This is a genomic window from Coleofasciculus sp. (genome assembly GCF_046539235.1).
In the GTDB taxonomy this organism is placed as follows: Bacteria; Cyanobacteriota; Cyanobacteriia; order Cyanobacteriales; family Coleofasciculaceae; genus Coleofasciculus.
In genome coordinates, this window is record NZ_JBKHHI010000154.1 from 1 (window position 1) to 13,719 (window position 13,719).

6 protein-coding genes and 1 pseudogene are annotated in these 13,719 nt (G+C 48.3%); 2 read left to right on the forward strand and 5 right to left on the reverse strand.

Going from position 1 to position 13,719, the window contains the following annotated elements:
• Positions 1–619: 619 nt before the first annotated feature.
• Both ACLFWI_RS15170 and ACLFWI_RS15175 read left to right on the forward strand, forming a co-directional pair.
• Positions 620–4,915 (forward strand): two-partner secretion domain-containing protein, encoded by a 4,296-nt coding sequence (locus ACLFWI_RS15170; RefSeq protein WP_446413616.1) that lies wholly within the window; start codon positions 620–622, stop codon positions 4,913–4,915.
• A 273-nt stretch (positions 4,916–5,188) separates the two neighbouring features.
• Positions 5,189–7,861, forward strand: a complete 2,673-nt coding sequence (locus ACLFWI_RS15175; RefSeq protein ID WP_446413617.1) for a CHAT domain-containing protein — start codon at positions 5,189–5,191, stop codon at positions 7,859–7,861.
• A 26-nt stretch (positions 7,862–7,887) separates the two neighbouring features.
• Here ACLFWI_RS15175 and ACLFWI_RS15180 read toward each other — a convergent pair.
• The 5 genes and pseudogenes from ACLFWI_RS15180 to ACLFWI_RS15200 all read right to left on the reverse strand — a co-directional run bounded on the left by ACLFWI_RS15180 (position 7,888) and on the right by ACLFWI_RS15200 (position 13,509).
• Positions 7,888–8,138, reverse strand: a pseudogene (locus ACLFWI_RS15180) (ParE family toxin-like protein).
• A complete protein-coding gene (locus ACLFWI_RS15185; RefSeq protein WP_446413618.1) occupies positions 8,135–8,341 on the reverse strand; it encodes a hypothetical protein in 207 nt (68 codons plus the stop codon). Before ACLFWI_RS15185 ends, ACLFWI_RS15180 begins: the two are co-directional and overlap by 4 nt.
• A gap of 90 nt (positions 8,342–8,431) precedes the next feature.
• The gene (locus tag ACLFWI_RS15190; protein ID WP_446413619.1) at positions 8,432–9,187 is read right to left on the reverse strand and encodes a DUF928 domain-containing protein; all 756 of its coding nucleotides are present in this window, start codon (positions 9,185–9,187) and stop codon (positions 8,432–8,434) included.
• A 30-nt stretch (positions 9,188–9,217) separates the two neighbouring features.
• Complete coding sequence (locus ACLFWI_RS15195; RefSeq protein WP_446413620.1) at positions 9,218–12,433, reverse strand: TIR domain-containing protein; 3,216 nt, start codon at positions 12,431–12,433, stop codon at positions 9,218–9,220.
• A 212-nt stretch (positions 12,434–12,645) separates the two neighbouring features.
• Entirely contained in the window at positions 12,646–13,509 is an 864-nt protein-coding gene (locus ACLFWI_RS15200) for an Npun_R2479 family HD domain-containing metalloprotein (protein WP_446413621.1), read from the reverse strand.
• Positions 13,510–13,719 lie beyond the last annotated feature (210 nt).

Here is a 13,719-nt window from a genome sequence, read left to right on the forward strand (position 1 = left end):
GCTTCTGTTGCACGGGGGAAGCCAGATGTTGCTTCGCGTTTTTTGCACGGGGGAGGACAGAGGATGCTTCGCTTTTGTTGCATGGGAGAAGGGGGATCGGATGCTCTTGCTCCCCTCTCCCCGGCGTGGGAGAGGGGCTGGGGGTGAGGGGTTGAGCTTAAGTTGACACGGATGACCGACGTGCGCCCCAGTATGCAAGGCTTGCGCCCCAGTATGGTTCCTGGGTACGGTGTCATGGTTCCAGGGTATAGCAACCGCCTTGGCGGTTAGGACAGATCATTGATGTAGAGACGCGCCATGGCGCGTCTCTACCCATGGAAATCGGGAATATCCCTATATCTGGAAAAGGATGATTATAATAATTGAAAGCGAGGAAAACTTCAAACCCAAGTTAGCTGCTTGGGGACAGCGAGAAGGAACAATTAAGAACAACGGGTGCATAGATCGCTATTAGATGTTTATAGTCTGATGGTTTAGAGACTTTCACGGCGTTAACGTAGACGAGTTCAAACTTATCAGGAGTGCCATATTGGGTTGAAGCAGAAATGCCTCAATTGCTTCATTCTCCAGTTCTATCGCTACATACGGCGGCTAATGAATCAATCAATTTATGGCTCTGATGAGTTTAACTATGATGAGTATGCGGTTTTGTCTGGTCAGTGGGTTAGTGATTAAGCTGGGCGTTGGTATCTGGTTTAACCCAGTGTCGGCTCAGATTATCCCGGATGCTACCTTGGGGAGTGAAGGGTCTCGCTTTATCGAAGGTGTAGAGATTGATCGGATTGAGGGTGGAGCAGCGCGAGGGGTCAATTTGTTCCACAGCTTTACTGAGTTTAATGTATTAGACGGACAACAGGTTTATTTTGCCAATCCTGGGGGGATTGAGAATATCCTGAGTCGGGTGACTGGGGGGAATGGTTCGACTATTTTGGGGACGTTGGGGGTATTGGGAAATGCGAATTTATTTTTAGTGAATCCCAATGGGATTGTGTTTGGACCGAATGCGCGGCTGGATGTGGCGGGTTCCTTTGTGGCTTCGACGGGAAATGGGTTTAATTTCTCGGATGGGAGTAGTTTTAGTGCGACGAATCCCGAAGCGCCGCCGTTGTTGACGATGAATGTTACTCCAGGGTTGCAGTATGGAGCGAGTCAGCCTCAAGCTGAGATTGTGAATCAGGGGAATTTAGGGGTAGGGCAAGATCTTACTTTAGTCGGGAATCGTCTCAGGTTGTCGGGTCAGCTACAAGCGGGGAGGGATTTAACCCTGTTGGCGACGGATACAGTAGAGATTCGAGATAGTGTGAGTAATCCGTTCATTGCTGAGGCGGGTGGTGAATTGGTGGTGCAGGGGAATGAGACAGTTGATATTTTTGCCTTGAATCATCCCGATAGTGGGTTGTTTTCCGGTGGGAATATGGTGCTGCGTTCCGCTAATTCTGTAGGTGGCGATGCTCATTATTGGAGTGGGGGGAGTTTTCGGATTGAGCAGTTGGATAGTAGTTTTGGGAGTTTGTCAAGCCCTAATGATCCGGTGATTCGGGCGAGTGGGGATGTCAGTTTTGATAGTTATGAGGGGGCTTCCTTACATATTTTCGCGGGGGGTAGCGTCACGGTTGAAGGTGGTATCAAGATTACTGGCGCGGACGCTGAGAATGGAATTCAGGAGACGGTTACTCTCTCTGATGGGACAACTGTGAAAATTGACGGTAAGACAGAACCGACGCTGGATATTCGGGCGGGAACGACTGCGGTTGGTACTCCTGGAAATCCTGATAACGTTAACGTTAATAATCCTCCAGGTATTAACGGAACTGGGACAAGCGCGGATATCACGATTGGAGGCAAGGTTACCAATAATGGAGGAACGGTATTTTTAACTAACCAGTATCAGCCTAATTATGCGTTGGCAGGTGGAAATATTAGAGTTAGCACCATTGATACGAACAATTTTAACGGGGATGGTGGTTCCATAACAATTGATGCTCGTGGGGAGATCACTACAGGCAATTTGAACTCATACTCGTCGTCATACAATAGTGGGAATGATAGTGGAGATGGGGGAGACATTACTCTCTCTACTACCAATGGCAATATTACTACTACAGGTACTTTGTACTCGTACTCGAACTCATGGTCAGACCATAGTGGGAATGGTAGTGGGAATGGGGGAGCCATCACTCTCTCTGCTACCAATGGCAACATTACTACTACAGGCACTTTTTTCTCAGACTCGTCCTCCTTGTCAGGCAATAGTGGGAATGGGGGAAACATCACCCTCTCTGCTACTAATGACATTACTATTGAGAATTTTTTGTTCTCGTACTCATACTCACAGTCAGGCAATAGTGGGAATGGGGGAAACATCACTCTCTTCGCTACTAATGGCAACATTCAAATTGTTGGAACACGCTCATTTGGGTCATTTTCGTACTCAGAAAAAGGGGATAGTGGAGGTGGAGGTTCAATTCATCTCAGTGCAAAAGAGGGGGATATTCTAGGAGGTGACCGTTTATTTATTGATTCCTTTTCTTTCTCTGCACAAGAATTAAAATCCGCGAAGAATGGTGGGGACGTTACTATAGAAGCTCAAAACAATGTAAGCAATCTACAGATAAACACTTCTTCTAGTGCAGACGGTGGCAATGTTAAGGTAACAGGTTTTGGAGATTTATCCCTTACCCATACAAACATTACTACTACTGGGAGGACTTTTATGTCACAGCCAGATAAAAATCAATCAATTGAATTTCCAGTTGGTAAGAAAGGCTCTTCGGGGGATGTCACTGTTACCAGTACAGGAAATCTCACATTCAACCATAGTCGGATTAATGGTGACACCCAAGGCAGCGGTTCCGCTGGGAATGTCATAATCGATAGCCCTAATTTAGTCACGTTCAATAATTCTAGTCAAATTAGCAGTAATACCAGCAGTAAAGGACAAGCAGGCAATATTCAGATTAAGGGAGATCAGGTACTTCTAGATAACAGTACAATTTCTAGTGCTGTCAACTCAGGCGATGCTGAGGATGCTGCTGGCACTATTACAGTGGAAGCCGGAACCATTGAGATGCGTAATAATGCCATGGTGAAAGCTGACAGCGACAGTACTGAGTCTGCCCCTGGTTATATTACCTTAAGTGCTACAAATCAGCTCTCAATTCAGAATAGCCAAGTTACTAGTGATAGCCAGAACAATGGCTCTGGATTTGGTGAGGTCAAAATTGAGGCTACGCAAGGGTCTATTTCTCTAGATCAGGCGACAGTAAGTGCCAAAAATAAGGGTTCTGCCTATGCTGGTGATATATTGATCAATGCCAGCGATGAACTCTCGATAGACAATAGTACAATCTCGGCAGATGGATATTTTGGGCGTGTTTTTGTTGGGTCTAGTTCCAATCTAGATTATTACAATGATACAGGTATCCGTCCTCAAGCGATCGCGATTGATAACAGTAAACTAACAACTACAAATGCAGTTATTAATGGCGCTAAGGAGGCAGGACATATCCTGCTAAGAGCCACTGACAACACTTCGATTGAAAACAACAGCAGCCTTTCTACTTTCACTGTTGACTCAGCTCAAGGTGGAGATATTGAGATCAAGACTGGCTCTCTTTCGCTCACTAATTCCCAACTTAATGCAACAACTAGCGGTACAGGTAGAGCAGGAAATGTAATTGTAAATGCTTCCGAGTCAGTAGAAATTAATGGTACTTTAACCGAGGGGGAAAATAAAGGGCGAGGTGGTATTCTTACAGAAGCTACTGATGATGGTAACGCAGGCGGTGTCACGATTAATACTCAACAGTTATCTATCGAGCAAGGAGCGCAAGTTGCCGCTAGTAGTAAAAATGGTTCTGGCACAGCCGGTGATGTCGATATCACGGCTAGCACCGTTACTCTAAATAATGGTGAAATCACCGCCGAAACTGATGCTGGAGGCACTGGCAACCCAGCTAATATAACCCTGCGAAACTTAAATAGTCTAAACCTTAGTAATAACAGCAGCATTTCTGCCTCTACTCAAACAGGTCAAGCAGGTAGTGTCAGCATCAACGACGAGGAAAATCCTGCTGCTTCAGTTACCCTCAACAACAGCCGTATATCAGCACAGGCAACTGGCGATAAAGGTAACGCTGGCAATGTCATGATTAACGCCGAGACTCTCTTCCTAAACAATGGAGAAATCACGGCAGAAACCAGGGGAAATGGACAAGGTGCCAACATTACCCTGAATCTCACAGATTGGTTGCGCCTAGAGAATGAAAGCCTCATCTCCGCCGAAGCCTTTGGCGATGCCGATGGCGGTAACATCACAATTAACCTAACCACCAACCGTGGCTTTCTCTTTGCCCGACCATCCAACAGAAACGGTAGCGACATCATTGCTAAAGCCGACCAGGGTACTGGCGGCAACATCACCATTACTGCCCCCCTTGGTATTTACGGCATCGAAGAACGGAAAGCTATAGACGGTAACCGCACCAATGATATTGATGCCAGTTCTGAGTTTGGTGCCCCAGGTCAAATCACCATCAATTCCCTGGTGATTGACCCCAGCCAAGGATTAATCGAACTCCCCACCGACACCGCCGCCCCCCAACTCGACCAAACCTGCTCCCCAACCGGAAGCGGAAATAATGAATTTACTGTAACTGGACGCGACGGACTCCCCCCTAGCCCCACCGATATTCTCACCCCAGAACAACCGCTAGCCGACTTAGGCACACCCATCAACAGCACCACCACCCAGCCAACCCCAACCCCAACTCCCCCCGCTTCCCCCAAACCCATCGTAGAAGCCCAAGGCTGGATTATTGACGAACAAGGTAACATTACCCTCGTCGCCAATGTACCAACCACCAATTCCCAGGGAGTATGGCAACCCCACCCATCCTGTCAGGAAGGGCGCTAATTTAGCCGGGGGAGCCGGGGAAGCTGGGGAAGCACCATTGTAGAGACGTTGCATGCAACGTCTCTACATAAATGATGTGTCCTAACCGCTATGGCGGTTGCTATAACTTAAATAAACCCGCCCTTCTAGGGGAAGCAATAGTACATTTTTCCTGATTAGGTCATGCCATGATGCGTGAAGGATTCATAGGAAAACCCAAAAACTAATACCTAATACCTAATACCTAATACCTACCCCCACCACAATACTCCCGACAGCCGCCCTACTTAAAAAATGTCCAAATCCCAACCAACCCGCCGCCCAAAACTGCACAAACTCCTGTGCTACGTTGGCATTGGTCTCAGCCTCACCCTGCTGAAACTCTACCTAGACTGGACGCCCGCTACTGCCATTGTCCCCCAGGCAGACAACCTGACATCAAATACGACTCATGTAACCTCTCCCCCAGCCCCTCTCCTACAAGGAGAGGGGAGTCAAACTCCCCTCACCCTCTTCCAACAAGGCAAAACCTACTATCAAGCCGGACAATTTGCCGCCGCCCTAAACGCTTGGCAAAAAGCCGCTAATGCCTACCAAACACAAGGAGAACCCCTCAACCAGGCAATGACATTAAGCAACCTGGCACTCGCCCATCAGGAATTGGCACAATCGGATCAAGCCAATCACGCCATTGCTCAAAGCTTCACCCTCCTAGACACCATCCCCCCCAATACCCCAGAACGTCTCCGAGTTCAGGCACAAGCCCTCAACACCCAAGGCACTCTGCAACTCGCTCAAGGACAACCCGAAACCGCCCTAAAAACCTGGCAGCATGCCAGCCAACTCTACAGCCAAATCCCCGACGAACCGGGCATCATTCGCAGCCAAATTAACCAAGCCCTCGCCCTGCAAGCCTTAGGGCTATACCGTCGCGCCCGCAACACCCTAGAGCAACTCGCACAAACCACCTTACCAACCCAACCCGACAATCCCCTCAAAGCCGCCACTTACGCCAACTTAGGCAACCTACACCGCTCCCTCGGACATCCCCAAGCCGCCCAAGAAACACTCCAGAAAAGCCTGGATATCGCCCGCACCCTCAACTCCCCTGCCGACATCAGCGCCGCCTTACTCGGCTTAGGCAACACCGCTCGTTCCCAAGGACAGAATGAGCAAGCCATCGACTACTATCAACAAGCCGCCGCCAGCGCGATTTCCCTTAATGCACAATTTTACGCATCTGTCAATCAACTTGACCTACTCCTAGAAACCAACCAAAGGCAACCCGCCACTACCTTAATCCCCCAACTCCAGGAACTCGCCCAGCACCTACCCACCACTCGCCCCGCCATCTATGCCCAAATCCACTTTGCCCAAACCCTCACCCACCATCAAACTCAACTGAACCCCACCCTATCTGCCCAAGAAATTGCCCAGATTCTCGCCTACGCCCAACAGCAGGCACAACGCATCAACGACACCGTAGCCGAATCCTATGCCCTCGGCTACCTGGGACACCTCTACGAAACAGCCCAACAATGGCAGGAAGCCGAACGCCTCACCCGACAAGCCTTGGCACAAGCCAAAATTCCCCCAGAAGTCGCCTATCAATGGCAGTGGCAACTGGGACGACTCTTAAAAGCCCAGCAGAAACACCAAGCCGCCACCAACGCCTACACCAGCGCCTATAAAACCCTGAAACTCCTGAGAGGAGACTTAGTTGCCGCCAACCCCGATATCAAATTTACGTTCCGAGACGAAGTTGAACCCGTCTATCGGGAACTCGTAGACTTACTCCTATCCCCTCAAGGAACCAGCGAACCTAGCCAAGAGAACCTGAAACAAGCCCGTGAGGTGATCGAGGAACTCCAGGTAGCGGAACTAGAAAACTTCTTTCAATCCGCCTGTTTGGATTCAACGGTACAAGTTGACCAAGTGGTCGATGAAAAAGACCCCACCGCCGCCATTATCTACCCGATTGTACTCAAAGACCGCATCGAAGTCATCCTCAAGTTACCGGGCGAAGCCAATCTGATTCATTATCGCTCCCCTGACGTATCCCGCCAAGACGTGGAAGACACTGTAAAACGATTCCGCAGCAATCTCCAAGATCCTTTCACCCACCCAGCTATCAAAGAGGATGGGCAAACCCTCTACAACGGGTTAGTCAAACCTGCACGCCCTTACCTGGAACGCCATGGGATCAAAACCCTAATTTTTGTCCTGGATGAACCCCTGCGAAATATTCCCATGGCAGCGCTTTACGACGGGGAAAAATATCTGGCTCAAACCTATGCCACTGCCCTAGTTTTAGGGCTAGAAGTGCGCGATTCCCATCGGCTAGAGCGAAACCAGATGGATGTGCTAGCTGTCAGTCTCACTGAACCGCCGCCACAGGTGGGTAACTTCGCTAAGTTAGTCAATGCCAATCCCGAGTTAGACAAAATCAAAGCCGCAGGCATTCCGGTTGCCTTTATCCGAGACCAAGATTTCACCAAAACCGCATTAGAACAACGCCTGGAGCGCTCTCATTTCGACATCGTACACCTAGCCACTCACGGTCAATTTGGCGACAAGCCAGAAGACACCTTTATTCTGGCGGCTGACGGGAAGATTCCCTTAGACCAATTTAGCGAGCTATTTCGCCGCCAGCAGTCCAGCACAACCCAAGGGATTGAACTCCTCCTGCTCAGTGCCTGCCGAACCGCCACAGGCAGCAATCGAGCCGTACTCGGAATTGCTGGAGCCGCGATTCAGGCGGGAACACAGAGTGCGATCGCGTCTCTCTGGAGTTTGGATGATCTCTCCAGTGTTACCTTCACCGAAGCCTTCTACCAACACCTAGGACAACCGGGAGTGTCTCGCGCCGAAGCCCTACGACGAGCGCAGCAGGCGATGTTGCAAGATGCCAACTACCAAGCCCCCCTCTTCTGGGCTGCCTATGTCTTAGTGGGCAGTTGGTTTTGAGTGATGAGCCTTAGGTTCGGTGATCGCTATTTTGAGCCTAATAGCTTGTCATATTCCGCGTGTGTTCCGATCCAAAACCAAACTAGATCATTATTCTGTTTGACTGCAATCGCTCTGTAGTTTAAACTGACTCTAACCGACCAACTTTCTTCAAATGTAGTGAGGGATATCGAGGATCTTGTTTGAGCAGCTTGTAACATCTATCGGCAAGGTCTTGGATGTCAGCGGGTAGCTGTCGATAATAATACCAAAAATCGGGGGTGGCGCGGTGTTTCACAAATCAGTACATTTTCCTTTTCGTAAATCTTGTAAGGCTTTGTCGGCTAGTGCATCGAGCCTACCTGCCGCAACATCTGTCTCTAATTGCCGATCCCAATTGATTGCATCAAATTCAGCAAACCAAGTCCTAAATTTTACCAGATCTTCATCTGAAAGTTGACTGACAGCCAGTTCAATTTCCCTTAAGTCACTCTTAGTCATAAGCCCTATTTTTTTATAAATCTTCTTAAATTATAGGGGTTGCCACTAAGGTTAGGACATCGTGAACAGCTAAAATCGAACTCAGGTTAACTAATCCGAGCCTGTTTCTGTAGAAGGATTAAGTTGAGTAACAGGTGCATCAGCAACATCTTCTAGCTCAAAACAGTCCAACAAACTCATCCAAGCCTCTGCATGGACAGAGCGATGCCAAGCTAGCTGAGTTAGTACGTCCTGAGAAATACCATGGTCTAAATACGCCGTATATTGGTCAGATTCAGGTAAACTTTCTAACTGCCGAACCAATTCAGAACTCGCTTCCACCCGTTCCACCCAACCACTAACCCATAGATTTCTTGAGCGTTCCTGCTCATCGCATAGGACTTGGAAAAACCAATTGTACCGTTTGCCCACTTCTAAAGGCGGTTTAGTCTCCGGCAGTTTCACGCTAACAATCCCCGGCGCATCCGGTAACACCATCGTTTGGTCGAGGACAAGCCGTTGATTTTGATCAAATAGCACGAATCTAGCTTGTGTAACCGTCTCCGAACGCTCCCAAGGCAAGTAAAACCAAAACGTCGGATACTCAGCAACCGTTGTCTCCAGATTGTCCGCCGAAACTAGAGCCGTTAACTGCTGGCTAGTCCTAGAGAAACAGAATTCATCCCGAATCGCTCCACCCCGCGATCGCCCAGAGGGGCGGCCTGGTTTAGGCTCCCGGCGAAAAAGATCCAAAAACCCTCTCTGCGCCTGGGCTGGGGGACTGTCGAAGGGTAGCATAGACAGGGAAAGCACCGTACTGAGGATCAAAATCAGGACAGGTTTGCGATCGCGTGATAACCAGTTCATCTCCATTAACTCCTAACTCTACATTGATGTCTAAGCTTGTCGCCGTCGATAGGTCAGATAACCCACACCGCCTCCAGTCACCACGATGGCGATCGCTGGAGGCACTAAGGGTACCCAACCACTCTGACTGACGAGGATGAGGTAGCATACACCATACAAACCGACCACTGTACCGACAGCACCAGCAGCCCCTCGCGCCAACGAGCGAGAACAAAACCAGATAACCAAACCCCCAACCGTAGACCAGCCAAAAATCCACAACGTTTCGCCCCAAAATGGTAACCACCAAATTAAGGGACGCTCATCTAATACCGCACTGATAATTTGACTTGCCATCTGAGCTTGCACCATCACTCCCGGCATATTACCGTAGGGAGTATTCCATAGGTCAGCACTTTTATCCGCCAGATCCGTGTAACCAATAATCACAATCCGGTCTTGAATATCTGCGGCAGATACCTTGCCATTGAGGACCTCTTCGAGGCTAACCGTTGGCGCAAACTGGTTGGGGTCACCTTTGTGGGCGCGGTAGTTGAGTAAGGTTTGATAGCCCCCCAGTTTGTAGATGTCTTGGTAAGGACTGCCATCGCCCCGAAGTTCCGGGATTGCGGTATCGCCAAACTGCATATCTCGCAGATAGTCACCTTCGTCATCGCGGCGAGATGTATAGGAAATTCCCTCTGCTTCCAGGTACTTACGAGCTAGAACCAAGCTAAATGCCTCTGGTGTGTTGCAAAACTCTGGGTCTGGTGTTATTGAGAGCAAGTGACGGCGCACCATTAGCTCACCATCCTCAGAGACATCATTAAAGCCAATACGCTCCATCGGAACCCCACTGGGCGGAGGATTACCCTGTCTCCGGTTACCCTGTTCATCCTGATAACTCGCTTTACAAAGCGCAATCAGGTTCTGGGTTTGCCGAAAACGTTCTGCTAACTCTGGCTTTGCCTGAAAATCTCGGTAAAAATCTAAGCCAATCAGTCGGGGTTGATGTGCCGATAACCGAGCTAACACTTCATCAAGAGCTTTATCTGGAATTGTGCCAATTCCCGGCTGATAACGCCCCTCAATCATGTCTTGCCGGAGTGCCTCGCTACTGGCAGCATCCACCTCGACGATTAAAAAACGCTGATCTTGAGGTTCACTGGGACGTAACCGCATTAACTGATCATAGACTCTCAGTTCAGCCGACTCCATCCCCCCAAAAAATCGAGCCACAACCACCAGCACCGAAACGAAAGCACTCGTCAACACCACCGAACGCCGCTTAATTTTGCGATAGGGCAGTTCTCGGCTAGCTTTAATGTAGTCTAGTTGTAGCGCCGTGGGCTTCGGTTGCTTGTCGGCTGATTCCTGTAACCATTGCTTAGAGGCGACTAAATCTTTCCCTCGCAGCAAAAAGCTATCATCCTGTCCCTTTTGTGTCCACTCCATCGCCTTCACCAGCAACCGAGTGTGAGTGCTTGTATAGTCCGGATCACTATCTAGCGTCCGGATTAATTCGCCAAAATTGGGTAAAAATTCACCGCCGTGTCTACGGAAATCAATCCAGTGGGCGTTCTCTAAAGCCAAGGGAAGTTCGGCTGTGGCTGTTTCTTGATGCAAGATGGCAACCGTTCGTTTATTCAGCGTCTGGGCATAAGCTAACTCCTTAGCCACATCAGCATCGTTAACAAAAGGAAGAGAAATCACCGCGACAATTGTATTAGCTCGTTCAATACCCTTAACCCGTTCAATACCCTGATCAATGACTAGCTGCAAGGCAATGCTGTCACTTCCTGAAGCTCTATCCTGGGGCAAGTCCGCTTGGGTAGGAATACTTTCCTGGTCAAACCACGTCGTTTTACCCTGCATCTGTAACGCATCATTCAGCTTACGAACGAAATCTGAGTCAGCATCAGAATAGGAAATAAACACATCATGGGACAATTCGGGTGGCTGTCGCAGACTTTCAGTGATAAATTCTTCGTGCCAAGCTGTTGGCTGATGTTGAGTCCTCTTTTTCGCCACCTGCAACCAAGCTTCAGCACGGCGCAGATTATACCCCCGCAGTAAAATACTGGGGTTGCGGTTCTGCTGCTGCCACTTGAGCGCCTTAGCTAAGAAAATCTTATGCTCGTGGTAGTATACTGCCTCGTGATCCAGTATGTTGATCAGTTGGCTTTCATCAAGACGGTAATCTTCTTCCTGTAGATTATCAGTCAGATCAATATAATGTAACGAGCGCAATTCTGGCGGGATTTGCTCCGGCTCAACAGGACTCACCAGCACAGGGATAATCCGTTTATTCAGGGCTAAAGCATAGTTCAATTCTTGCTGACAGTAGATAGAGTTCAGGGAGTCAGGTGAGAGCAAATAGACTAAGTTATCTGCTTGGGCTACACCCTGCTTAATCGCTGCCTCAAAGGTTTCTCCTGTTTGAATATCAGCGGTATTCGTCCAAACCGTAAATCCTGCACGCCACAGACTGGTGCGAATCTGCCGCATCACTGCCTCATTTTCGTAGGCATAGGAGAGGAACACCTGACTCATCAGGTTATAGGCATTTTTGATACTTTCGCTGATAAACTCACAGTGTAAATCAGTTGGAGTGCATGGGGGCTGCTCGTCTTTAAAGCGCACCTTAAGCCATGCTTCGGCTTGCTGTCGTTCCTTGCCAATGAGCAAATGTTGTGATTTCTTGTGCTGCCTTTCCCAGGCTAGTGATTTATCCAAGAAATACGTGTGCTGATGTACGTAATCCTTGTGCCTTGCCAACAGTTCTAGTAGTCCGGAGAAAGACTGCTCAAAGTCGTCAATTCCCTCACGAAAATACACCCAATTAATTTTGCCAATTGTCGGATGCATATTGGGAAAGCTCGAATGCAGTCCCTTTGCTTGGTAAGCATCCCAGTCAGCATCCGTTCCTTGGGGATTCCGTTGTTGCCAGGTATCACGACTAATCTGTTCGACATGCAGCAACGGAATAATCCGCTTGTGGTACTTGATTGCCAGTTCGATTTCTTTACGGCAGTAGGGGGAGTTGATGGAATGGGGGGCAATGATGAATAGGAAGTTATCCGCCTTCTCAATCCCATCATCAATTTGGTTTTGGAAATCTACCCCCAGAGGAATATCTTCAAAATCAAACCAAATTTTTAAGCCATACTCAGTCAGGTGCTGGTAGAGCTGAAGGGCAAAGACTTTACTATCGGCTCGTCCATAGGAGATAAATCCGTTGTGGAAGCCAGGACGCTGTTCATGCATCTAACTTGAGATAGATTTATTTATAATATCCACAACTATAACAAAAGAACCTGAATGCGACTCGAACAGCGATCGCAAATTAGGGCTTGCTGTCACAACCTGAAACCTTATCGTTGGTTTTATGTAACCGAGACACTCGGATATCAAGACTTACCCAGGCTTTCCCGTTGAACCATTTGTAGGGGCACGACATGTCGTACCCCCACCATCTTTTATGCGGCGCTAATGGTTGCATGGAGAGAGGGGTGTTCATGTTCAACCACAAACACATTGGCATAAAGATTTGCCACAATTTGCTTACCCTCTAGCGTCAACTCTAAGTAGCGCAATGAGTCCTTAATGTAGGGATACACCCCACTCCAGTAAAACTTGGAATAGTTTTGGCGCAAATCCCCTGGATGACTATAGCCTAAGGCTTTATTCACACCCGTTTCTTCAAACTCGTAGTACAAGGCACTAATCTTTTTCAAGTAGCGCGGATCACTGAGTTGACCAATTAAATCGGCGGATCTTACTAAACCGGGACAGTTACTTGTGTCTAGGTGGTCTTGATCACTTGGCACAGGAAAACGAGTGAGTTCAATATTCCGCTTAATTTCTTCAGCATCAATCAGTAAATTGCCACCAAACCGTTCTTCAATAAACAGCTTACCGCGATCAACGTGATAGGGGGTGAGGCTGGCATCTGTCGCCCCTGGTGGTAAACTTACCTTGTCGCCATCTACGCCTGTGGCATAGAGGTTTTTGCTCAAGCGGTCTTGTCTACAGACTCCTTTGACGTAACCAATATCATGGCAGAGTAAGGAGATAATCGCATGCATCCAGTCTTCACAGGAAATGCCTCCTTCACGGATATGTTTACCGCGCAGAATTTCCTGTCCGACTAAGGTGACTAAAATGGTGTGTTCAACATTGTGGTATAGAGCGTCACTATTGGCAATATTTTCTAATGCCATGCCGCCCGCCCAGCCGATAATGTCAGCATAGTCAGATTTCCAACCGCCGTAAGTTCGGCTGTAGCCTTCTCGAATCCGATACACAAAGTTGTCGATCAGTATTTGGGTTGTGTCAAACATGGAGGGTTACCTCAAGGGGACTGGTTAGGACAATCTAAGTTTATGAGTTAGTAGTTGACTATAATGATAAATCTATCTGAGAGTTGAGTAATCCTATCCTTTGCCATTAATCCTTCTTGGCTCAAAAGCAGTGATTTTCACGCCTAGGACAGGTATAGCGAAAAATTCTCAAACTCGATACTTCTAATGTAATAAAAATAGCGAAAAAGG

Excerpts from the sequence above, each read along its gene's own strand:
- ACLFWI_RS15195 (WP_446413620.1), bottom strand. The coding sequence starts at position 12,433 with ATGCATGAACAGCGTCCTGGCTTCCACAACGGATTTATCTCCTATGGA.
- ACLFWI_RS15185 (WP_446413618.1), bottom strand. The coding sequence starts at position 8,341 with ATGACTAAGAGTGACTTAAGGGAAATTGAACTGGCTGTCAGTCAACTT.
- ACLFWI_RS15175 (WP_446413617.1), top strand. The coding sequence starts at position 5,189 with ATGTCCAAATCCCAACCAACCCGCCGCCCAAAACTGCACAAACTCCTG.
- ACLFWI_RS15170 (WP_446413616.1), top strand. The coding sequence starts at position 620 with ATGAGTTTAACTATGATGAGTATGCGGTTTTGTCTGGTCAGTGGGTTA.
- ACLFWI_RS15200 (WP_446413621.1), bottom strand. The coding sequence starts at position 13,509 with ATGTTTGACACAACCCAAATACTGATCGACAACTTTGTGTATCGGATT.
- ACLFWI_RS15190 (WP_446413619.1), bottom strand. The coding sequence starts at position 9,187 with ATGAACTGGTTATCACGCGATCGCAAACCTGTCCTGATTTTGATCCTC.